Source organism: Edwardsiella sp. EA181011 (assembly GCF_000800725.1).
In the GTDB taxonomy this organism is placed as follows: domain Bacteria; phylum Pseudomonadota; class Gammaproteobacteria; order Enterobacterales; family Enterobacteriaceae; genus Edwardsiella; species Edwardsiella anguillarum.
Genome location: NZ_CP011364.1, coordinates 2,031,267 through 2,053,234 on the forward strand (window position 1 = coordinate 2,031,267; position 21,968 = coordinate 2,053,234).

Consider the following 21,968-nt stretch of genomic DNA (forward strand, 5'->3'; position numbering starts at 1 on the left):
AGGAATAGACCATCGAGATTACGCGACATAGCAATCTTTACGATTATTGATGAGATAGTGAGAAGGTATGAAGAAAAATATTTTTCTGGCGGCACTGGCCGTCGTGATTGGCGCTGCTGTGGGAGCTCAGCAGGCAATGGCTGCGATAGCACTGGATCGCACTCGGGTTATTTTTGATGGAGCCAATCGCTCTGTGAGTCTAAATATAAGCAATGAGAACAAAGAACTGCCTTATTTGGCTCAAGGCTGGATTGAAGATATTAATGGAAAGAAGATTGAATCACCATTGATCGTGTTGCCACCATTGCAACGTGTAGAGCCGGGAGCGAAGAGTCAGGTAAAAATTCAGGCGATACCTGCAATAGGGCAATTACCACAGGATCGCGAATCGTTATATTATTTTAACCTGCGAGAGATTCCGCCGAAGAGTAATAAACCGAATACGTTACAAGTTGCACTACAGACAAGAATTAAGCTGTTTTATCGTCCGAAAGCATTGATGGCGACAGCGGACTCCTATGCCAATCCATGGCAGATGAAGGTAACGTTGACTCGTATGGCAGATAAGTACCAGATCAATAACCCGACACCATACTATGTGACGATCGCGGGGGCATCCAGCAGTCTGAAGGGTAAGGATGTCAACGGGTTCTCCCCCTTCATGATCGATCCCAAAGGTAGTGCCAGTATCCCGGGCAGCGCTGCCGCATTGGGCAGTTCACCGGTGCTGACGTATATCAACGATTTTGGCGGGCGTCCGAAGTTGGAATTCCAGTGCGCCGGTAGCAGTTGCACGGTGAAGGCCAATCACCCTGGCTGAATCGTGGCGAGTGAAAGCATGGTGGGTCACATACGACATAACAGACATTATGGCGAATGTACCCGGTAACGGGCAGTGGAATGTGATGACGAGAGTGGCGAGAGAAGCAATGCATGATTCTCAGGATAATACGTCAAAGGGTAGGAGAATATGATGGCTCAGGGCGTTCAACGTTATTGCCAAGGTGTATTACTGGGTAGTTTGTTATTCGTGTCACTGAGTGCTCTATCGGCAATGTTAGATAAAACGTCGGATAATTGGAATGTCGATGGCTCGCATGGGATGTTGCATGTCAGCGGCGTGCTGACGGAGGGCGCTTGCCGTTTGGATATGCAGTCGGCCTATCAGCAAATTTCTCTGGGGACGGTGCCGGCCGGGCAGCTGCATTATCCCGGTAACCAAGGGGCCCCTGTGGCGGTGCAGCTCTCGCTACGCGATTGCTTGCATAGCGGAGGACATCAAGATGATCTGCGCAGTGGTAACCGTACTAGCGATCGCCTACAACCGGTCGTCTCGGTAACCTTTAAAGGTGCAGCGGATGCCGATAATCCTGACTTGTTACAAGTTCAGGGAACATCGGGGCTGGCATTACGTCTCCAGGATAGTAATCGGCGCGATGTCCGCCTGGGAGATCGCGGTACGCCGCAGTATTTAATGCCAAACAATAGCCAATTGACCTACTACATCATGCCAGAGCGGACCTCTGCGCCATTGGTCACAGGCGCTTGGCGCTCCGTGGTGAACTTTGGGCTGAATTATGATTAAGAACGGGACGATGGTTAAACAGGCTATGGCGGCGGTTGGGCATGGGTGGGGGATGGGCTGGGTGCTGGCGGTATGCGCTGGTATCGCGTTAGCAATGTTCCCGCTGTACTCGCTAGCGAGTAATCCTACTAATATTGCTATCAATATTAATGGTACGGTTACAGCCAATGCCCATTGTTCGTTTGGTAGTGATGACCCGATTGTCGTAGATTTTGGTGATGTATATGTTTCAGATCTAGCCGCAGGAGGCTATCGCAAAGAGGTACCCTATACATTGACTTGTAAAGGAGAGCAAAAACCTGATGGCAGATTAGTTGAAATGCGCTTTGTCGGTACCCGTGCTTCTTTCGATGACACCGCGTTGGCAACAAATGTGCGTGGCTTAGGAATTAAGATCATGCTGGATGGCACTACGTTAAGTCCGGGCAGTTGGATAGCGATTGATCCTAACCGGCCTCCGAAGATTGAAGCTCTGGTGATGAAAGGCGCAAATGTGACGTTTTATAATGGGCAGAAGTTTACGGCATCGATAACATTGACTGTAGATTATGTTTGAAATATCCATGGTGAAGTCGAGAGGTAACTCGTGGGTAGAAGGTTATGATATCAGTAATTTTTTAGCGTAGATTATCATTGAGAATAACTATGATAAATGACAATTGGCAACATATAATCTCTGTATCGTATGATAGCGTCTTCCAATGGAAAAAAAATATAGCTAAGAGCGTACGCTATCTATCGATGTTCTTAATGTTTTTACTGATTTTTTTGCGGCAATTTCATCTTCACAGGCTGATATTACAGGTGATAAGGTCTCTATCACCTTTACGGGTACCTTACTGCGTAAGCCTTGCCATATTAATAATGACGAACCGATAAATATTCATTTTGGAAATGTCGGGGTGAATAAAGTTGATGGTGTCAACTATATCCAGACCATTCCGTATACAGTGACGTGTGATGATCAATATAATGAAGATGAAAACCGAGGCCAGCCGATGTTGATGTTTGTCAACGGTTCTGTTACAGGTTATGATCCCGCGGCGCTGAATACATCGGTGGCGGGGTTGGGGATACATATAATTCAGGATGGTCACCCGATGGAGATCAATAAAGGATTACGCTATGAGCAAGTACATAATCCGGTGTTGCAGGCTGTTCCCGTTAAGCAACCGGGTGTGATCTTGTCCGGGGGGGCATTTTCGGCCACTGCGACTTTATTGGTTGTATTTGAATAGAGAGGCAAATAATGCGCTATCCGGCTATCGTCTCCTATCCATCATGGATACTACATGGCGGCATGAAGAGCATTGTACTAATTGTGTTGCTGTCGATCGGGCAAGTGGTTTGGGCCACCGGTGACAATAACCTTAATTTCGACGGTATTCTAGTCACTGAACCTTGTACTCTCGATCCTGACACCACAGATATTACATTAGACTTTGGTACGGTGGTAGATAAGTATTTATATACTAATATGCGTACCGCGAGCAAGGTATTCAATATTCGGCTATTAGATTGTGATGTTACATTGGGGCAATCGGTACGTGTCACCTTCGGCGGTATGCCCAATAAGGAATTGCCAACACTATTAGCATTGAGCAGCGGACCTGCCAGCGGTATTGCTATCGGTATGGAGAAGTCTGATGGCTCGGCCTTACCATTAAACAAATCAACACCATCCTATACGCTTATGAGCGGTGATAACATATTGACATTTAAAGGATATGTACAGGGTGAGCCCACGGCATTACTCAAACATAGTATTATTCTTGGTAATTTTACGGCGGTGGCCACTTTTACTCTTGAGTATTTATAGTTGATATCCCTATATGGCCCATTTCGTTATCAAGACGCTTCCTTCGTGTGCTATTGGCGGTTGATGTAACGGATAGACTTGCTAACAAAATTTAGCACTATGATAGCCAGGTGATAATCTTTACCCTTCTACCATCAATGATGGGCGTATGTGGGTAATGACAGATTTGCCAATAATCCGATAGGGTGAGTGAGGTTATCTATTAGCCCTTAAGCTTGGGGAGAGCATAAATGAAAGTGATATTGTGGGGGATCGGTGTATGGTTGTGTATAGTATCCAACTATGCTATCAGCAATGCCAAGAAGGTATTGGTACCTAAGAGCATAACCTCAGTAAATGGATCTATTTTTAGTTTCTCAGTAGATAAAACAAAAAAAGCATATTATCTTAACAGCCCAACGACATTTAAAACCATTGATGGCTATCAGGTTGGATATATTCCAGATACAGTCACAAAAATTAGGCTGTCGGTAGTGACGGGGCCAGGCGATGGGTTGCACCGTTGTCCCGATGCGCCATTGGGTACTCTTGGCGACGGCCGCTGTTCTGCAACGGATAGTCAAGGATATTGGCATCACTATGGCGCATATGTTGATGTTAAGGATCTTAAGGATGGCGCGCCTATGGAGCTGCCAACTCCAACTGTCTCTAAGCAAGAGGGAGAGTTGTGGTGTGCTGTTTTTGAAACAGATGGTGGTGTTGTTCTTCGTGGTGATTACAACGATTCCTCATCGCCGAGTGGACTCTCCGGGTATTGCCATAGTGGGAAGATAATTCCACCAACGCCACCGAGTCCTACCTGCTCTGTAACCTCGGCTAACCCGATGAATGTGGACTTGGGGCAGATTGAACGGAGTGATATCCAGACTAGCGGTGGTGCACAAAAAATTGTTCCCTTAACCGTTACCTGTGACTCAACGGATCCAATGCCTCTGAGCGTAAAGACTATAATAAATATGCCAACATCGTGGTCTGATACTCAGCTATTAACATCTAATAAGGATTTAGGCGTTACGGTTACGGCTGATGGTGTTCCATTAAAAAATGGGACTACCTTCCAGATGAATGTGACCGGTTCGGCGACCTCTAATCTTGGTTTTACACTTAACCGTAATCCAGCGACGTCGGCTGAGTCGATCGCGACTGGGGGGTATACGGCTTCAATGGCGTTGGTAATTAATTTGCCATAATATATTTTATTTACATTAAAGGGTTTTTAGAATTCATTACAGATGAATCTATTCAAGATAGATCACTGAATTGGTCAATATGCTGTCTCACTCTCTTTTGGGGCAGGCTTATTAAGCTATAGTATGATTCGTTTTTAGGATCTAATGCATGAGTAATTGTAATGTATATGGTGGCCCCCTCCGTGGCACCGGATTCGTCTCGTTCGCGGCCGTGATGGCGATGTGTTTCTTGGGGGACATCCAGCGTTGGCGGCGAAGAGCAAAACTGACGACTTTACCCCAGAGCAGGTCGCGGCCATCGGCAAGATTGCCGGGGAGTATGTCGCCAGCCACCCACAGGTTTTGCTGGCCGCCAACCAACGGCTACAGGATGAGCGCCGCCAGGCGCAGCGACGCGTCATGGTACAGGCGGCGTTAGGGCATCAGAAGGCGTTGCTACGCAATGCGGATACCCCGGCGCTGGGGCCGCAAACGGCGAAGGTGGCGGTGATTGAGTTCTTCGATTACCAGTGTATCTACTGCGCCAAGATGGCTCCGCTGGTTGATGATGTGGTCACCGCCAATCCCAGCGTACGCTTTATTTTTAAGGCATTTCCCATCTTTGCCTCGCGTTGGCCAGCCTCACAGGCGGCGGCGGCGGCGGGGCAGGCTGTGTGGGCCAGTAAAGGTGCCGAGGGATATCGTGCCTATCATAATGGCCTGTTTGCGACCGGGAAAAACGAGGGGAACCTGGCGACGGCGGATATTGATCAGCTGCTGGCGGTGCAGGGGATTGTCCTTGATGCGCAGGGGCACCGCACGCCTGATACTTACCTGGCGCAGATCGCGGCCAATATACAATTGGGACAAGCGTTGGGGCTGAGCGGGACGCCGGCCTTCGTGGTGATGCCGCAGGAGGGAGCGAATGTAGACAATACCCTGGTGTTGCCAGGAGCCGTGAGTGCTAGCCAGCTCCAGGCGGCCATCGAACTGGCCGGCGGAAAAGCCAAGTAGCCTTGCCGTATATGGGCGTCCTGCGCCTCCTAATTCATACAGATTAATGCTGTATTCATCTTCATCATTTTTTAGTGCGCCATGAACCTATAACCATAGCGTTTGGCCAGTGTGTGCGTCGTTATGTCGGGAGAAACTGACAGTATGACAAGGGAAGGTGGCTGGCATGGGCCTGAGCAGAAGAAAAAGGGAGAAAGCGAGAACGGCCGGCGTAGCCGCTTTGGCGCGGCGACGGGCTGTAGCCTGATCCTGCTGTGCTATCTGCTGTTGGTGATGCATCTCTATTGGCCGAACAGTGGCGGCATGGGGCTTAGCCTACCATTCAATATATTAGCTTGGATTAGCATGGCGTTGGCCGGGTTGATGATCCTGCTATTGCGGCGTGAAAAGCGGGTGATACGGGTGGCCGCCCTGCCTTGGTTATTGGCGGGGGCCATTTTGTTGACGTTACCGCTGCTCTGGTCACCTCTCCCGGCGCAACAAAATGCCTGGTTACGGATCGCCGGGCTATGGGGGGGATTGCCTTCTATTGGCTGCTGCAGCAGGCGGAGATCCGTGTCCGTCAACGGCATTGGTTGTTCTTCGCACTGGTTTCTAGTGCATTGATAGAGGCGCTGATCGCCCTCTGGCAGTTGTTTTTTGCAAATAAAAACAATTGGATGGACTTTGTTCCCCATACGCGAGCCTATGGGATATTCCAGCAGCCCAATGTATTGGCGAGCTTCTTAGCAATTGGACTGGCTGTCGCCTTGCATCTGGCGCTTTACCGGCGCCAGCGTCTAGCGCAATGGGGACTGGGCGTGGCACTCCTGATCTTTCCTGCGGTGCTGGTGTTACTGGGATCCCGCATCGGGTGGTTGGCAGGGGGGATGGTGGCGCTGTGGGGTGGGGTGATGTATCGCCGGCGTCCTCACCTGGGTTTCTACCTGGGGATCATGCTATTGGGGAGTCTGGTCGGCGGGATACTATTGCTGGCGATTGCGCGAGGGTGGCTGCCTTATACCCAGGTGGTGATTGATAAGGCGTCTTCGACGCAGGCGCGTTGGCTGTTGCTGCGGACCAGTGTGGCGATGCTGTTGCATCACCCGTGGCAGGGGTGGGGCTATGGAAACTTCGCCTATAGCTTAGTAACCCAACGCGATCTACCCTCTCCGCAGCATCTCATCTGGCGTATCGATCATCCACACAACGAGGCGCTGTTTTGGTGGGTGGAGGGCGGTATCTGTGCCATTGTCGGCACGCTACTGCTGCTGGGCGGGATCGTCCGCGCAGCGTGGGAGAATCCCCGCGCCGCCTGGCCTTGTCTGTGGATGGCGCTACCCATTGCGTTGCACCTGATGACGGAGTATCCGCTCTATCTCTCGGTGCCTCATTACCTGGTTTTGCTGGTACTGTTGGCATTGATTCCGCCACGGCGGCGTCACGAGTTGACCACTCGCATACCGTGGCGCGCTAGCTTCGAGCTGGGCTGCGTCGCGACCATCGTGTTTATGCTGGGGGCGTTTCAGGCTCAACGGTGCTTAACCCGTTTCGAGCACGGTGGGCTGCGGGAGCCAGCGCTGCTGCAGCAGATCGTCATGCCTGAGGCACAATGGCAAAACTATCAATACGATCGCCACACGGCGCTGCTATTGCAATTCAACTACAGCCGCGACAGGCGTCTCTTAGAGCAGTATGAGCGCTGGGCGGCCGAGTATTGCCTCGTCGCGAACGATAAGAATGTTTATCGTACCCGGATCGCTATCGCCGACGCCCTGGGAGAGACGGCCTTATCGACGGCGTTGCGGCAGACGTATCGCCAAATCTTCCCACCGCCCCAACCGTAATATCCCGCTGTTAGCCGCCGGCGTGAGGGGCGTCGGGCGGCTGGCGCATGGCCTGGCGCAGGGCGCTGGGGGTAAGGCCGTAGCGGCGGACAAAGCGGGCGGTAAAGCGCGATGGGCTGGCATAGCCGCTCTGGCTGGCGATATCGCCGATGGGGGCATTCCCCGACTGCAGCGCCAGCAGCGCCTGACCAAGGCGCACATCGTCCAGAATATCGCGAAAGCTTTTTCCTTCGGCGCTCAGGCGGCGGCGCAGGGTGGACTCGGCCATATGCAGGCGCTGGGCGACGTCGGTCGCCTGCCAGGCATAGGCGGGATCCAACAGCAGCAGCTGTTGGATTTGCTCCGTGAGACGATCGTGACGTTCGTTCAGCAGCAGCGCGGTATGGCCGCTGGGCTGCAGCGCCAGCAGCAGGCTTTCGGCCAGATGGTTAAGCAGCGGCGGCGCCAGCGGCGCTCGCAGCGCATCCATCACGGCGTCCCACAGCAGCGTCAGCGTCGGCGTCATGGGCAGCGCCAGCGAGGCGGCCCCCCCGTCGGAGGGCGCCGCTTGTGGATAGTGTTTTCGAAACTGACGCAGCAGCGCCGCGGGTAGATAGAGCATCTCGGCGCGATAGTAGCCCGCGCCGGTCTGATTGGCCATGCTCACCTCACTGCCGCCGGGGAACAGCACCAGCGAGTCGCCCCCCGCCACCTCACAGCGCTCACCCCATTGGATGGTCTTGCTACCCTGGCGAACCCGGCACAGCGCCGGGCTGAACAGGGTGACCCGCCGCAGCTGGTGGTTCTGGCGTGCGCTGATCTGCTGCACCGTCGGCGTGGGGGGGCGGGATCGTGCATCTGCTGCTGTCTCCAAAACTCAGTGACCGTATACCGGCACCAGCTGAGCGGTGGCCAGTTTGTTGGCATTCAGCATAAAGCCAACCAGGGCGCCGCTGGAAGCATTATCGATCGGCAGCTTGTCGGTCTTCAGCGCCCAGACGGTAAACTGGTAGCGATGCGGTTTGTCTCCCGCGGGCGGGCATACCCCACCGAAACCGGCATAGCCAAAGTCGTTGCGCCCCTGAACCGCACCGGCGGGCAGGGTGGTACTGTCCTGTGCTCCGGCCCCGGCCGCCAGCTGATGGACGTTGGCCGGGATATTGACCATTGTCCAGTGCCACCAGCCGCTGCCGGTCGGCGCGTCGGGATCATAGGCGGTGATGGCGAAGCTCTTGGTCCCTTCCGGGGCGCCGGACCAGTTCAGCGCCGGGGAGCGGTTGCCGCCTTCGCAGCCGAAGCCGGCGAACACCTGCTGATTGCTCATCTGTTGGCCTGGCTGCATATCTGGGCTGCTCAGGGTGAAGTCTTGGGCGTGTACCGGTAAAGAGAGCAGCGCCAGGGCCGCCAGCGAAAAGGTGGTTTTACTCATGATATTTCTCCTGTGTGATGATGGGTACAGGCTACTGGAGTTGGCGCGGAGATGCTGTGCCGAAACGCTCTACAATTATGCCGAATCGCTCAGTTGACCGCTTTTCTGGGGCTGATAATGGACGTTACGGCACAGCATGGCGGAGTGGATGGCGGAGTGGACGGCGGGGAAGGGGGCACGGCGGCGGCGGAAAAGTGTGTCCCCGGCCACAATCACGCGTCAAGAAGTGTCGTTATGCTGAAAAAATCCCTGGAATTACGCTAATAATCCCGAGGAATGTCATAAAATTAATGAATTACTTCTCGGCGTGCTTAGGCGTCGCGGTAACGGTGACGGTGGAGTCCGCTGCCCTGCCGATGGCCAGCATGTCGGATCGCGTCAGGTGCGTTGCCCCGGGCAATGGCATATTGTTTGATCATATGAATGGATACACTGGTCTTATCATGAAGAATCGTGCGCTTACCGTTTTTATCCGCAGGCTAACGCTGGGTGCGAGCCTGTCTCTGGTTGCCTTACCGCTGTTGGCCGCCGATCCGGCGCCGCCGCAGATCAATGCCAAGGCCTATATTCTGCTGGACTATGATAGCGGCCGGGTGCTGGCGGAGGGCAACGCCGACGAGCGTCTGGATCCCGCCAGCCTGACCAAAATCATGGCGAGCTATGTTATCGGCCAGGCGTTGAAGAGCGGCAAGATCGCGCCCGGCGATATGGTGGTGGTCGGGAAGGATGCCTGGGCGACGGGGAACCCGCTGCTGCGTGGATCCTCGCTGATGTTTCTCAAGCCTGGCGATCGGGTTCCGGTTGCGGAGCTGAACCGCGGGGTGGTGATTCAGTCCGGCAATGACGCCAGCATCGCGCTGGCAGATCACGTGGCCGGCAGCCAAGATGCGTTTGTCAACCTGATGAACCAGTACGTTGGCGCCTGGGGGCTGAAGAATACCCATTTCCGCACCGTCCACGGCCTGGATTCCGAGGGACAGTACAGTTCGGCGCGGGATATGGCGCTGATCAGCCAGCGCCTGATCGCCGATGTGCCGGATGAGTATCAGCTGAATAAAGAGAAGGAGTTTACCTTTAATAAGATCCGCCAAATCAACCGCAACCGTCTGCTGTGGGACAGCAGTCTGAACGTGGACGGGGTGAAGACGGGATTTACCGGCGGCGCCGGACATAACCTGGTCGCATCGGCTACGGATGGCCCCATGCGATTGATTTCAGTGGTGTTGGGGGCGCCAACCGACCGGGTGCGCTTTGACGAAAGCAAAAAGCTGCTGACCTGGGGATTTCGCTTCTATGAAACCGTCACCCCGATCAAGGTAGGTCAGCCCTTTACCACCCAGAAAGTGTGGTACGGCGAGCGCAGCGAGGTGCCGCTGGGCGTGGACAAGAGCGCCGCGGTCACCATTCCACGTGGGCAGATGAAGGATCTGAAAGCCAGCTATACGCTGACGCAGTCGCCGCTGGAGGCGCCGCTGAAGAAGGGGCAGGCGGTGGGCACCATCGATTTTCAGCTTAACGGCAAAACCATTGAGCAGCGCCCGCTGGTGGTGCTGGAGGATGTACCGGAGGCCGGCTTCTTCGGCCGCATCATCGACTTTATTATGCTGAAGCTGCACGGCCTGTTCGGTGGCTGGTTCGGCTAAGTCCGCCGGGCGCACCGCTCGTCGCATAAAAAAATGCCCGGCAGCGCCGGGCATTTCATTTATCAACCTTCCCCCTCCATCGAAGGGGAGATCGCGGCAGAGGCCGACTTAACCGCAGGAGAGCACTTTCAGCGCCAGACCGCCGCGAGAGGTCTCACGGTACTTGGCGTTCATGTCCTTGCCGGTTTCGTACATGGTTTCGATAACCTTATCCAGGCAGACGCGCGGATCGCTGGTGCGGCGCAGCGCCATACGCGCCGCGTTCACCGCTTTGACGGCGGCGATGGCGTTACGCTCGATGCAGGGTACCTGAACCTGACCGGCGACCGGATCGCAGGTGAGCCCCAGGTTATGCTCCATGGCGATCTCGGCCGCCATGCAGACCTGGGCCGGGCTGCCGCCCAACAGCTCGGCTAGACCGGCCGCGGCCATAGAACAGGCGACGCCGACCTCACCCTGACAGCCTACCTCGGCGCCGGAGATGGAGGCGTTCATCTTATACAGCGTACCGATGACGCCGGAAGCCAGGAAGTAGCGGGTATACGAGTTGGCGTTCACCTCACGAATAAACTTATCGTAGTAGGCCAGAACGGCGGGGATGATCCCGCAGGCGCCGTTGGTCGGTGCGGTAACGACGCGGCCGCCGGCGGCGTTTTCTTCGTTCACTGCGAAGGCGAACATGTTGATCCAGTCGACAACGGCCATCGGATCGACGCTGGTCTTGTCATTGGTGACCAGCATACGGCGTAGGGCAGAGGCGCGACGCGGTACGCGCAGCGGCCCGGGCAGAACGCCCTCGGTGTTGATGCCGCGCTCGATGCCGGTACGCATCACGTCCCAAACCCGGGAGAAGTGGGCCGCGATCTCATCCTTGCTGTGCAGGGCCAGCTCATTTTGCATCACCAGGCCGGACAGGGAGAGCCCGGACTCTTTGCAGTGACGCTGCAGATCGGCGGCGCTGCTATAGGGATACGGGACGGCAGCCTGCTGGCTGCTCTGCTGGCCAAAGTGCTCTTCGTCAACGATAAAGCCGCCGCCGATAGAGTAGTAGGTCTTGCTGTAGAGCACCTTATCTCCGGCCAGCGCGGTGATGCGCATGCCGTTTTCATGCAGAGACAGGTTGTCCTCGTGGAAGTTCATGCTGGTTTCCAGCGGGAACGCCACCTCATGCTGCCCGTTGGCCATCAGCAGGCGACCGCGGGTCTCGACGTCTTTGATGAAGCCGGGGATGCTGTCGATATCGACGCTGTCCGGTAGGTTACCGGCCAGCCCCATGATGATGGCCAGATCGGTGTGGTGGCCCTTGCCGGTGAGGGACAGGGAGCCATAAACGTCAACAACGACGCGGGTGACGTCGTTCAGCAGACCTTTTTCGATAAGGTCATCGCAAAATTGTTTACCGGCCTTCATCGGCCCTACGGTATGGGAGCTGGATGGGCCAATGCCGATCTTATAAATGTCAAAAACGCTAATCATATCGCCTCCAATGATTTATCAAGGCTGGAAATTCAATCTGTTGCCAGGATAAAAAAAACGACCGATGCGGAAACCGCACCGGCCGGGCTGTTACTTTTATTAACCGAACAGGGTATACAGGATTGCAGAGATGGCAATCAGGCCCATGATAACAACGAACACGTTGCTGATATGGCCGCTGTACTTACGCATGGCCGGTACCTTGTTGATGGCATACATCGGCATCAGGAACAGGATCATAGCGATAACCGGGCCACCCAGGGTTTCGATCATACCCAGGATTGACGGGTTCAGGGTGGCGACGATCCAGGTGGTGATCAGCATGAACAGCGCGGTGATTGTGTTCAGCTTGCCAATTTCGATGCTCTTACCGCGGCCACGCAGTGACTTGATCACCAGACCGTTGAAGCCTTCACGGGCGCCCAGGTAGTGGCCCAGGAAAGATTTGGTGATGGCAACGAACGCAATGATCGGCGCAGCGAAGGCGATAACCGGCGTATTAAAGTGGTTGGCCAGGTAAGACAGAATAGAGATGTTCTGCGCTTTGGCTTCCGCCAGGTCGGCTGGAGACAGGCTCAGCACGCAGCTGAACACGAAGAACATGACGGTCAGCACCATCATGATGTGAGCGTAGCTGAGGATCTGGGAGCACTTCTTCTCAGCCAGCTCATCGCCGTACTCTTCACGCTTGGCCACGGCAAAGGCAGAGATGATCGGTGAGTGGTTGAAAGAGAAGACCATTACCGGGATAGCCAGCCACAGGGTCATCCACAGGCCGCTGCCGGAGGCAGAGCTGGCGATGGCGGCGCTGTCAAAGATAGCGGCGTTCCAGTTCGGGATCAGGTACAGGGCCAGCATCATCAGCACTGCAACGAACGGGTATACCAGGATGCTCATCACCTTCACGATCAGGTGCTCACCGAAGCGAACGATGGTCATCAGGCCCAGGATCAGCACCAGGGACAGGATGATACGCGGCGGTGCAGTCATCCCCAGCTGGTGAGTGATGAAGCTTTCCACGGTATTGGTGATCGCCACACTGTATACCAGGCAGATCGGGTAGATGGCGAAGAAGTACAGCAGCGTGATCAGCTTACCTGCGCCAATGCCGAAGTGTTCTTCAACCACTTCAGTGATGTCTTCGCCCGGGTTTTTGCCGGACAGCACGAAACGGGTCAGACCGCGGTGTGCAAAGAAGGTCATGGGGAACGCCAGGATCGCCATGATGATCAGCGGAATCAGGCCGCCGACGCCGGCGTTGATCGGCAGGAACAGAACGCCCGCGCCGATAGCCGTACCGTACAGGCCCAACATCCACATAGTATCTGACTTACGCCAGGCACTCTTGGAACCGGAGGTAGAAGCAATAGTACCAGTCTGAGTGGTGTCCATAGGGTCTCCAAATTGAACACATTTGTTCTGATCGGTCTGCCCGCCCACGGGCCGACAGACACTCAATCAGGGAACTGAGTGAGTTAATAATTCCTAATGAAAAAAACGAAAAAAGTTTAATCCGTTAAATAAAGTTGCTGCGCGAAAAAGAGTACAAACAGTAACCGGTCGCTGTTTGATTTAAACAGCGAACCGATTGAATCCGTTCACAAAACAACTTTTCTTGTTGGTGTGCTACAGCATTTTTCGGGCGCAAAGATATATTTTTACAGTTTAAACGTCCGTGATCAGGCTCTCAAATGCAATATTCATTTATTTTTTACCGTCATTTGCCGAATTTTTGGTCAAAAGAAAAACATAAACTTAACAAACGAAACTGTGTTTTTTAACACCTGGAGTGTAATAAGTAAATATTTGTATATATTATGTCATAACTGGTTTTATGACGTCGTCCTCAACTCAATAGCGTTCAGGTGAAATAACTCTTATAGGGTACGCTCTATTTATGTTTTTAATTCTTTGTTTTTAAAAGATTTGTTCTTTGATGGTCAATTTATTTAAATCCCGGTGAATTATTAACCTAGGTGACTGAAAATAGAGCAACCGTTATCGTTGATCCAAATAAAGGAATAATAGGAAAAACCGAACATGGATTATTTAATATTATGTATGATGATTTAAATTGCTGTCTGGAAAGCAGTTCACATTTTTAAAATAGAAATGCTAAGGCGATATTTCACACAGCGGTGGCGATTATTTAACCGCGATAGCCATGATGGGGGAGAGGCGGCGGCGGATGAGGTGGGGGATGGAAGGGGAGTAATCCCTACGCCGGCAGGTGTGGACGGCCAGCTCCGCCGACACCGCGCCGACGGAGGGAGACGCCGCCGCGTACGGCGGCGAAAGAGACCTCAGTACAGCAACTGAACCTTATGGGCGTTAAGGTACGTTTTCAGCTCACCGCGCGGCGCCTGATCGGCGATCAGCGCGCTGAAGTTCTCCAGCGGCGCGATCCAGGCGCTGCGGACTTCGCCAAACTTGCTGGCGTCGGCGATCAGCAGCGTGCGGTTTGCCCGCATCATCGCTTTGCGCTTCATCGCGATTTCGTCCAGGTTGTAACAGGTGGCCCCCTGCTGTACGGAGATGCCAGCCGCAGAGATAAAGGCCAGCGTTGGACACAGGTTGTCCAGCTCGCTGACGCCATCGCTGGTGGCAAAAATAGCGCTGTCCGGGTTAAACAGGCCGCCGCACAGGATCACCCTGCAGTGGGGCTTGCTCTGAAGGGCCATAAAGGTATTGAGTGAATAGCAGACGCCGGTAAAGTGCCGCTGCTCATCAATCGCATCAATAATAAAGGGAACCGTGGTGCCGCAGTCAAAAAACACCACGTCATCCTCCTGTACCTGCTGGGCGGCCAGGGCGCCGATGTGGCGCTTCTCTTTGACCCGTCGCTCCTGCTGATCGCTGACAAAATAGCGAACGCTCTGATGGATCTTGGGATCGAGCACGACGTAGCCACCCAGCAACACCACGTCGCTGTTCTGGGCCGCCAGATCGTGGCGTACCGTCATTTCAGAGACATTAAGTAATTCGGCCGCATCTTTCAGGTGCAGCTTATCGGTGCGTTTCAGTGCCTGGGACAGGCGGTTGATACGATCGTAACGCCGGGCTTCCATAATCTCTCTCGTTAAATGATTCCGTGAATGGCGTGCGGCGGGTCATCGTGCGGGCCGCAGGAATATGCAGCACAAGGCATACCGGCCACCCTGGCGATGCCTGATATCGATAGACGCCTTGGTGGAGGGATCAGGCATTTTGCTACGTCCGAACAGCACGGTGGCGACAGACGCAGACAGTGTTAATTCCTCTACATGATACGCCGAATTTTGATGATTACGTGACATTTTTATCCGTCACAGGCTGACTGCATAGACGGTTAGGGCGAGAGAGGGCGGCGCCAACGCCGCGATGGCATGCGCGCCCGGCATCGAGTCAGCGCATGCGGGAGGCGCCGCGGCGTTATTCAGGGTTGAACCCAGCCGCGCCGGATGGCGTAGCCGAAGATCTGTCGGTACAGGCGCAGCAGCACGCCGTACAGCGTATCACCGTAGCGTGGCCACAGCATTTGAACCAGCCCACAGCTGGCTAGCGCGACCAAAAAGGCTCCGATCATATCCAGCGGCCAGTGTACGCCGAGGTAGATGCGAGACCAGGCGATCGCGAGGCCACAGAGCATCAGCGCGCAGCCGAATCCCCTGCGCGGTGACCAGAAAAGAAACGCCAGCGCAAAGCTGAAGATGGCGCAGCCGTGATCGCTGGGATACGAGTTATCAGGCGCATGGGGCAGGAACTGGTGACCGAGCCCTATGCTGAATGGGCGGGGATGGGGCAGGATCCCGCCGATGATTTGGGCCAGCAGCAGCGTTACGATCAGCGCCAGCGTCGCTTGGCTGATCAGGCGGCGTCGTGCGGCGATCTGCCCGGCGGGTCCCCAGAGCCAGCCGCCGATGATCGTCAGCGGGATCAGCAGGATCAGATCCCGCGCGATAAAACGGGCCAGCGCAATCAGCGCGCCGGAGGAGTGCGGTGTGGCGTTGATCCACAGAAACAGGGTGTGGTTAAACTCTTCCATTAACACAGGCTCAATTAACAACGGAACAGAAGGGCATGACGCCCGCTCTCGCCAGCGACAGGCGAACGCCAGACTATAGAAGGAAGCGTTCGTTTGCGCCAATGCGAGTGTGTCGCGGTTGTCGCCGGGTTTAACTCGATAGCCTAGCCTGCAAGGCTTAAGGGAACCTTATGCTCTCTGCCGTGCATATCGATCTTTCCGTCTCGTATCGGTCGTTAAAATAATTGTTGTGGGAGCATCGGTTGAAAAGGCGACGAGTTGGTGATTTATCGCAGCGGGCTGCGCATCGTGACGCTTCATTGACCATAGAGGCCACAGAACCGATGTGCGGCAGCGCGACATTATTCATGCGCCAGACGATGTCGCGACGCGTCAGCGCCGGGATGCTCGGAGTCAATCATATTCAGTCCGGCAGCGCGCCGCCCCCTGACATGTCAGGCTGAAAAGAGCCCGTTCATCGACGTTTTCCCGTGGGGAGGATGAGACGGCTGCCGATGTCGATAATGCGAGCGCAGTCATGGGCCGCTGCGCGATGACGTCGTCTCGATTTAACCTATTCACGTCAGGAGAATGGTAAAAAAAGACAGGCGCGGCAATCTCGACAAGTGATGCCGGCGTCGGAGCGTCGACAGCAACGCTCTGCATCACGGGCGTAGGGGGCGAAACCAGAACCAAAATCATCGACGTTTTCCCCCGGCTGCCCAGAGTATAAATGGGGGGATCATCGGCGCTGGCAGGCATAAGGCAGGGGATGCCATTAAAGAGTCCGGCAAGGTGAGCGGATCGCGGCGCCAATCGACCGCGTTGATAAGCGAGAGTGTCGCCATGGCGTCACGGATTAACCGTGGGAGCGTCGCGGTCATCTCGGTGGCACGGAGCAAGGTTGGACAGAGCTCGCCCGGGGGCGTTCTCTGCCGCTAAGCCCTCCGACGAGTCACGGATTGGCTATGGCAACGGAGTCATCTTCTGCTGGTATCCTTATGTCACATTGACCGGCAACGCATCGCCCGGTGTGTTCTGGATCGCCTTACCTGCTCTGGCAACAGAGTTACCGATGAAAGGCGCTGACGCGTTTATTGTTACATCGTCTCCAGTGTCAGGCTAAGCAGGGGGAGGGGGCTGGTCCCTATGGCGTGTCGGGTGCCATATCGTTAATAGACAGCCTGGCGATGGCGATCCGCGCGCTATGCTGACAGGATCTCCCGGGTAATGACGCCTTCAGCGCAGAGATGCACAGTAGCGCGTCCTGGATCATCGACCTTCAGCGCATCCCCGGCAGCCGCATAGCTGCGATGTCTGATTTAGGTAAAAATCCAAAAATAACATTTCAGGAATTTACTTCTTTTATTCTCTTTTTTGTAAAACATGCCTACATCCTGAGGCTTCTTCACCTGATGCCTGGTCATAAGATCGGCATCACTCGCCAAAATTTTAGTCGTTTCATCCAGAAATATGGTATTGCGATTGAGTTGTATTTCTTTTCTGGCGTTGGTTTAAGAGTGTTTTTTTACCGGTGTAAAGCGCGCTTTTGAATGATATTTAATCGGTATTAGATGTATTTTAAAAGCCATATTATTTTTTCTGCTCGAGATATTTTTATCGTAATTAGAGAGATTGGAACTCAGAGGACAGAGGTCATACGTCATATTTATACAATGAACTTGTATATATCTATTGGAAGTGATTTCTTTAGTTATGATGTCGCTGTTTATACATTTTTATAAAAGTATTATGTAATTTATCTAAAGCTAAATAATTTTTTTATTTTTAATTTTATAAAAAAGTATTTGTTTTATGTCGCACTTTGCTTTCTTAATGCTCGCTTCACCTGTTTTTTTTGATATATATCAGCAGATAATTCTGCTGTAAGGTTCGTTTTTAGATAAAAAGATCAAGTAAAAAGCTTTTACCAAAACAAAAATGTGTTTATGCTGAGTTCAGCCGAAGATATGTAACAAGAAATCTTTATGATTGTTTGATCATTATTCAAACAATGATCCATATGTATAGGCATCATCGCTGTGGTGGTTATTAACTGTATGTTCTGTAAAGAATAATCAGCGCTCATTGGTCAGCGTCGGTGAGTGACTGAGAGTGTGCTATGCAATAATCTAACGCAATAACATATTATCTATTGATATATAAGGAATGAGTATAATGAAAACGTTGTTTTTTAAAGCAGCTGGAGCTATGACCATCGCACTGGTAACGTTTGGTAGCCAAGCTGCGAGTGGGCAAGGGGTTGTGAATTTTAGTGGTACTGTAATTACCGCGCCATGTGGTATTGCTCCGGAATCTGCCGATCAATCGATTGATTTTGGTCAGATCTCGAAGAGCCATCTTGAGGCGGGTGGCATTTCCGTGAAGAAGAATATTGATATTAAACTGGTTGGTTGCGATGCGACCGCGCTGGCTCAGACGGGTAGTGCCAAGGTGACATTTACTGGCGTTACTATTACCGGCGCGCCTACCGAGTTAGGAACGACGGGCTCAACGGGTACGGCCATTGTTATTTCTAGTGAGGATGGCAGCTTAGTCTCATTTGGTAATGCTGGATCTGCACAAAAACTGAAGGTTGGCGATAATATTCTGCGTTATTCTGCATGGGTTAAAAGTGCTACGGGTGGTACATTGGCTGAGGGTGACTTTGCATCCGTGGCTAACTTTAATATTACCTACCAATAATGTTTTTTAGCTATCAGGCGGCGATATCGCTGCCTGATAGCTACCTCGATAGATATGGCATTATTTATTATGAAAAGAGCGATTGTATTCTTAGGTTTTATCCTGAGCTGTATTAATGCTCAAGCCGGTACATCCGCTGTCTTTCCGGCGCCAGGAATGTCATTGCCAGAGTATTGGGGAGAACGCGATGTATGGTGGCATGGACGAGCCCACTTCTCGGGTCAAGTTATTGCTCCTGCCTGTAGCCTGGCGATGGAGGATACGTATCAGGCTATCTATATGAGGGATACGCCTGTTCGAGAGCTACAGGATACGTTTAGCGGTCCAGAAAAAAAATTTCGTTTGCGCTTACGCAACTGTGAGCTAGCTGGCAGCGGTAGTAACATATTTATCGGTAGTAGGATTCGGGTAACGTTTAGCGGACGGGAAGGTGAGAGTCGCGATAAGTTTTCTGTCATCGGTCAGGCGCAGGGTATTAATTTACAGATAGCGGATAGTAGTGGATATCTGGCTAAATCTGGTGAGGTGATGCATCCTATGTTATTAAATGGAAATGAGCAAAGCTTGGATTATACATTGCGCCTGGTTCGAAATGGAAAGCCATTGCAGGCTGGGGACTATTATGCTGTGTTAAGGTTTAAGGTTGATTACGAATAAAAATAAGGGGATTTTTACAATTATATTTTATCTTGTAAATTAAATTTAAATCATAATCCGCTTTAATTTAGCGAGTCCATTTGTCTGCCGAATATCAGTGTAATGAGTGAATGATGAAAAATAATAAGCAGTTCACGATTAGTAAAATTGCGGTATCCGTTTTGCTGTCACTTTGGGCAGGAAGCGCTTACGCCGTGGATTTTAATACTGATGTATTAGATGCAGCAGATAAGAAAAATATTGATTTTTCAAGATTTTCTCAAGCCGGATACATCATGCCTGGGCAGTACCAGATGCAGGTTATGGTTAATGGACAAGCGATTAGTCCTTCATCACTGCCAGTCTCTTTTTTGGATCAAACAGGTCCGGCTCCGCGAAATGGCGAACAAGCTTTACCGCAGGCCTGCCTGACACCACAGATGGTGACGTTGATAGGGTTGACCGCGTCTTCTCTGGAGAAAGTGACTTACTGGGATGATGGAAAGTGTGCAGATTTAACTGCGCTAAAAGGCGTTACGCTTCGCCCTGATTTATCCAATGGTATTTTGGCGATTAATATGCCACAGGCTTGGATGGAGTACTCGGATGCCTCCTGGCTGCCGCCATCGCGTTGGGATAACGGAATCCCTGGCTTATTGCTGGATTACAATATTAGCGCTACGGCCAATAATCCTCATCAGGGGAGACAATCCCAGTCAGTCAACTATAACGGTACCGTGGGGGCAAACTTAGCCTCATGGCGTATGCGCGCTGACTATCAGGGTGCAGTGAATCATATTTCAGGCAGCGGCCAGGGCAGCGATACCCAGTTTGATTGGAACCGCTTCTATATGTATCGGGCGATTCCACGCTGGCGTGCTAAGTTGACATTGGGCGAGAATTATACCAATTCAGATATCTTCAACGCCTGGCGCTATCTTGGTACTAGCCTCGAAAGCGATGATCGTATGCTACCGCCGAAACTGCGTGGATATGCGCCGCAGATCTCGGGCATCGCAGATACCAATGCCCGGGTAGTTGTATCCCAGCAAGGACGTATTTTATATGACTCTACGGTTCCTGCGGGTCCGTTTACTATCCAGGACTTAGACAGCTCTGTACGTGGGCGTTTAAATGTAGAGATTATTGAGCAGAATGGCCAGAAGAAAACGTTTCAGGTTGATACGGCATCTGTACCTTATCTGACGCGTCCAGGTCAAATTCGCTACAAGTTATTCTCAGGTCGTTCTCGCAATGGTAATCATACGACGGAAGGCCCGCTGTTTATGGCAGGAGAGGCTTCATGGGGGATCAATAATACCTGGTCACTCTATGGTGGGGCAGTAGCTGCCGGGGAATATAATGCTTTGGCCCTGGGGGCTGGTCGTGATTTATACCAGCTGGGTACTCTCGCGGTGGATGTTACTCAATCCGTGGCCAACCTGCCTGGGATTGGTACCAAGCAAGGGAAGTCTTGGCGGCTGAGTTACTCTAAACGCTTTGATGAAGCTAATGCAGATATCACTTTCGCCGGTTATCGATTCTCCGAGCGAAATTATATGACGATGGAGCAATATCTCGATGCTCGCTATAGAAATAACTTGCGTGGTCGAGAGAAGGAGCTGTATACCGTTTCTTTGAATAAATCTTTTGATGATTGGAATACCTCTATTGGGGTGCAATACAGTTATCAAACATATTGGGATCAACGCTCGTCAGATAACTATTCAGTATCTTTGAATAATTACTTTGATGTCTTCGGGATTAAAAATATATCTGCAGGTATTTCTGCGTCACGCGCTAGATACTCTCGTAACAGTGATATCCCTGGGGCGAATGATGCTTATAATGATTCTATTTTTATGCGCCTTTCTATTCCATGGAATAACGGTACTGTCAGCTATAGTGGTAACATGAGTGCTGGTCGATATACTCAGACCGCAGGTTATAGTGACTCCCTAAATGGAGGACTGGATAGTTACAACGTGAGTGCCGGTTTGAGTACTGGAGATAATCAGGGGAATCAGGGGCAGCTCAGTGGCTATTATAATCACAGCAGTCCGTTGGCTAATTTATCTGCCAATTTCTCAACGCTACAGCGTGGTTATACTTCCTTTGGGTTAAATGCTTCAGGCGGTGCGACATTAACGACGAAAGGGATCGCGCTGCATGCCGGGGGCGTGAATGGTGGAACCCGACTATTAGTCGATACCGATGGCATTGGTGGGGTGCCCATAGACGGCGGGCGCGTGTTTACCAACCGCTGGGGGATTGGGGTTGTTACGGATGTGAATAGCTATTACAGAAATACGACATCTGTTGACTTAAATAAATTGCCGGAGGATATGGAGGCAACTCGCTCAGTTGTTGAGTCGGTATTGACTGAGGGGGCAATTGGTTATCGTAAGTTTGAAGTGCTAAAAGGTGCGCGTTTATTTGTTGTATTGCGTTTGGCTGATAATACGGTGCCGCCTTTTGGTGCCAGTGTCACTAATGCACAAGGGCGTGAACTTGGCATGGTTGGCGATGCCGGCTTGGCATGGCTAAGCGGCGTTGTCGCTGGAGAGAAAATTAATGTTGGATGGGGTGAACAGGTTCATTGTGTTAGTCAGGTACCTGAGAAAATTAAGTCTGAACAACAATTATTATTGCCTTGTCGGGTGCCGGGAGAAATAAAATAAGA

At 52.3% G+C, this 21,968-nt stretch carries 20 protein-coding genes; 14 read left to right on the top strand and 6 right to left on the bottom strand.

The genetic code is table 11. From position 1 onward, the window contains the following. The first annotated feature begins 67 nt into the window (after nucleotides 1-67). The 9 genes from QY76_RS09010 to QY76_RS09045 all read left to right on the top strand — a co-directional run bounded on the left by QY76_RS09010 (nucleotide 68) and on the right by QY76_RS09045 (nucleotide 7,413). Nucleotides 68-820: a fimbria/pilus periplasmic chaperone gene (locus tag QY76_RS09010; protein WP_034162530.1), complete on the top strand. Its 753-nt coding sequence runs from the start codon at nucleotides 68-70 to the stop codon at nucleotides 818-820. 150 nt (nucleotides 821-970) lie between these two features. Then, nucleotides 971-1,585, top strand: a complete 615-nt coding sequence (locus QY76_RS09015) for a fimbrial protein (RefSeq protein ID WP_045424372.1) — start codon at nucleotides 971-973, stop codon at nucleotides 1,583-1,585. Nucleotides 1,586-1,595: 10 nt separating this feature from the next. Continuing rightward, nucleotides 1,596-2,141, top strand: a complete 546-nt coding sequence (locus QY76_RS09020; protein WP_158407643.1) for a fimbrial protein — start codon at nucleotides 1,596-1,598, stop codon at nucleotides 2,139-2,141. 262 nt (nucleotides 2,142-2,403) lie between these two features. Then, complete coding sequence (locus tag QY76_RS17875) at nucleotides 2,404-2,823, top strand: fimbrial protein (protein WP_256379297.1); 420 nt, start codon at nucleotides 2,404-2,406, stop codon at nucleotides 2,821-2,823. 11 nt (nucleotides 2,824-2,834) lie between these two features. Beyond that, a complete protein-coding gene (locus tag QY76_RS09030; protein WP_225865093.1) occupies nucleotides 2,835-3,404 on the top strand; it encodes a fimbrial protein in 570 nt (189 codons plus the stop codon). 230 nt (nucleotides 3,405-3,634) lie between these two features. Further along, nucleotides 3,635-4,594: a fimbrial protein gene (locus QY76_RS18465; protein WP_081854051.1), complete on the top strand. Its 960-nt coding sequence runs from the start codon at nucleotides 3,635-3,637 to the stop codon at nucleotides 4,592-4,594. Nucleotides 4,595-4,816: 222 nt separating this feature from the next. After that, nucleotides 4,817-5,587, top strand: a complete 771-nt coding sequence (locus tag QY76_RS09040) for a thioredoxin domain-containing protein (protein WP_235439366.1) — start codon at nucleotides 4,817-4,819, stop codon at nucleotides 5,585-5,587. A 144-nt stretch (nucleotides 5,588-5,731) separates the two neighbouring features. After that, on the top strand, nucleotides 5,732-6,193 hold the full coding sequence (locus tag QY76_RS18710; RefSeq protein ID WP_144418101.1) for a hypothetical protein: 462 nt from the start codon (nucleotides 5,732-5,734) through the stop codon (nucleotides 6,191-6,193). Then, complete coding sequence (locus tag QY76_RS09045; protein WP_049648786.1) at nucleotides 6,097-7,413, top strand: PglL family O-oligosaccharyltransferase; 1,317 nt, start codon at nucleotides 6,097-6,099, stop codon at nucleotides 7,411-7,413. The genes QY76_RS18710 and QY76_RS09045 overlap by 97 nt, the downstream gene beginning before the upstream one ends. Before the next feature lie 10 nt (nucleotides 7,414-7,423). On the opposite strand, the gene QY76_RS09050 is transcribed toward QY76_RS09045, so the two are convergent. Both QY76_RS09050 and QY76_RS09055 read right to left on the bottom strand, forming a co-directional pair. Beyond that, nucleotides 7,424-8,266: an AraC family transcriptional regulator gene (locus tag QY76_RS09050; protein ID WP_144418102.1), complete on the bottom strand. Its 843-nt coding sequence runs from the start codon at nucleotides 8,264-8,266 to the stop codon at nucleotides 7,424-7,426. Between the two features lie 3 nt (nucleotides 8,267-8,269). Then, nucleotides 8,270-8,821 carry a kinase inhibitor gene (locus QY76_RS09055; RefSeq protein WP_034162523.1) on the bottom strand — a complete coding sequence of 184 codons (552 nt, stop codon included), beginning with the start codon at nucleotides 8,819-8,821 and terminating at the stop codon, nucleotides 8,270-8,272. Nucleotides 8,822-9,264: 443 nt separating this feature from the next. On the opposite strand from QY76_RS09055, the gene QY76_RS09065 reads away from it, so the two are divergent. Then, nucleotides 9,265-10,464, top strand: coding sequence for a serine hydrolase (locus tag QY76_RS09065; protein ID WP_034162521.1), 1,200 nt, complete (start codon nucleotides 9,265-9,267; stop codon nucleotides 10,462-10,464). A 108-nt stretch (nucleotides 10,465-10,572) separates the two neighbouring features. Here the strand turns inward: QY76_RS09065 and QY76_RS09070 are convergent, their stop codons facing one another. The 4 genes from QY76_RS09070 to ybjG form a co-directional block, all read right to left on the bottom strand. Further along, complete coding sequence (locus QY76_RS09070; protein WP_045424384.1) at nucleotides 10,573-11,940, bottom strand: L-serine ammonia-lyase; 1,368 nt, start codon at nucleotides 11,938-11,940, stop codon at nucleotides 10,573-10,575. A gap of 99 nt (nucleotides 11,941-12,039) precedes the next feature. Continuing rightward, complete coding sequence (locus QY76_RS09075) at nucleotides 12,040-13,332, bottom strand: HAAAP family serine/threonine permease (protein WP_045424387.1); 1,293 nt, start codon at nucleotides 13,330-13,332, stop codon at nucleotides 12,040-12,042. A 911-nt stretch (nucleotides 13,333-14,243) separates the two neighbouring features. Then, the gene (deoR, locus tag QY76_RS09080; protein ID WP_049648787.1) at nucleotides 14,244-15,008 is read right to left on the bottom strand and encodes a DNA-binding transcriptional repressor DeoR; all 765 of its coding nucleotides are present in this window, start codon (nucleotides 15,006-15,008) and stop codon (nucleotides 14,244-14,246) included. A 347-nt stretch (nucleotides 15,009-15,355) separates the two neighbouring features. Beyond that, nucleotides 15,356-15,964 (bottom strand): undecaprenyl-diphosphate phosphatase, encoded by a 609-nt coding sequence (gene ybjG, locus QY76_RS09085; RefSeq protein WP_045424390.1) that lies wholly within the window; start codon nucleotides 15,962-15,964, stop codon nucleotides 15,356-15,358. Between the two features lie 1,229 nt (nucleotides 15,965-17,193). On the opposite strand from ybjG, the gene QY76_RS09090 reads away from it, so the two are divergent. The 4 genes from QY76_RS09090 (at nucleotide 17,194) to QY76_RS17885 (ending at nucleotide 21,966) form a co-directional block, all read left to right on the top strand. Further along, entirely contained in the window at nucleotides 17,194-17,496 is a 303-nt protein-coding gene (locus QY76_RS09090) for a hypothetical protein (RefSeq protein ID WP_034162517.1), read from the top strand. A 625-nt stretch (nucleotides 17,497-18,121) separates the two neighbouring features. After that, entirely contained in the window at nucleotides 18,122-18,649 is a 528-nt protein-coding gene (locus QY76_RS09095; protein WP_012849085.1) for a fimbrial protein, read from the top strand. A 69-nt stretch (nucleotides 18,650-18,718) separates the two neighbouring features. Next, a complete protein-coding gene (locus tag QY76_RS09100) occupies nucleotides 18,719-19,306 on the top strand; it encodes a fimbrial protein (protein WP_071844148.1) in 588 nt (195 codons plus the stop codon). A gap of 110 nt (nucleotides 19,307-19,416) precedes the next feature. Continuing rightward, nucleotides 19,417-21,966 (top strand): fimbria/pilus outer membrane usher protein, encoded by a 2,550-nt coding sequence (locus QY76_RS17885; RefSeq protein ID WP_371200627.1) that lies wholly within the window; start codon nucleotides 19,417-19,419, stop codon nucleotides 21,964-21,966. The last annotated feature ends 2 nt before the right edge of the window (nucleotides 21,967-21,968 follow it).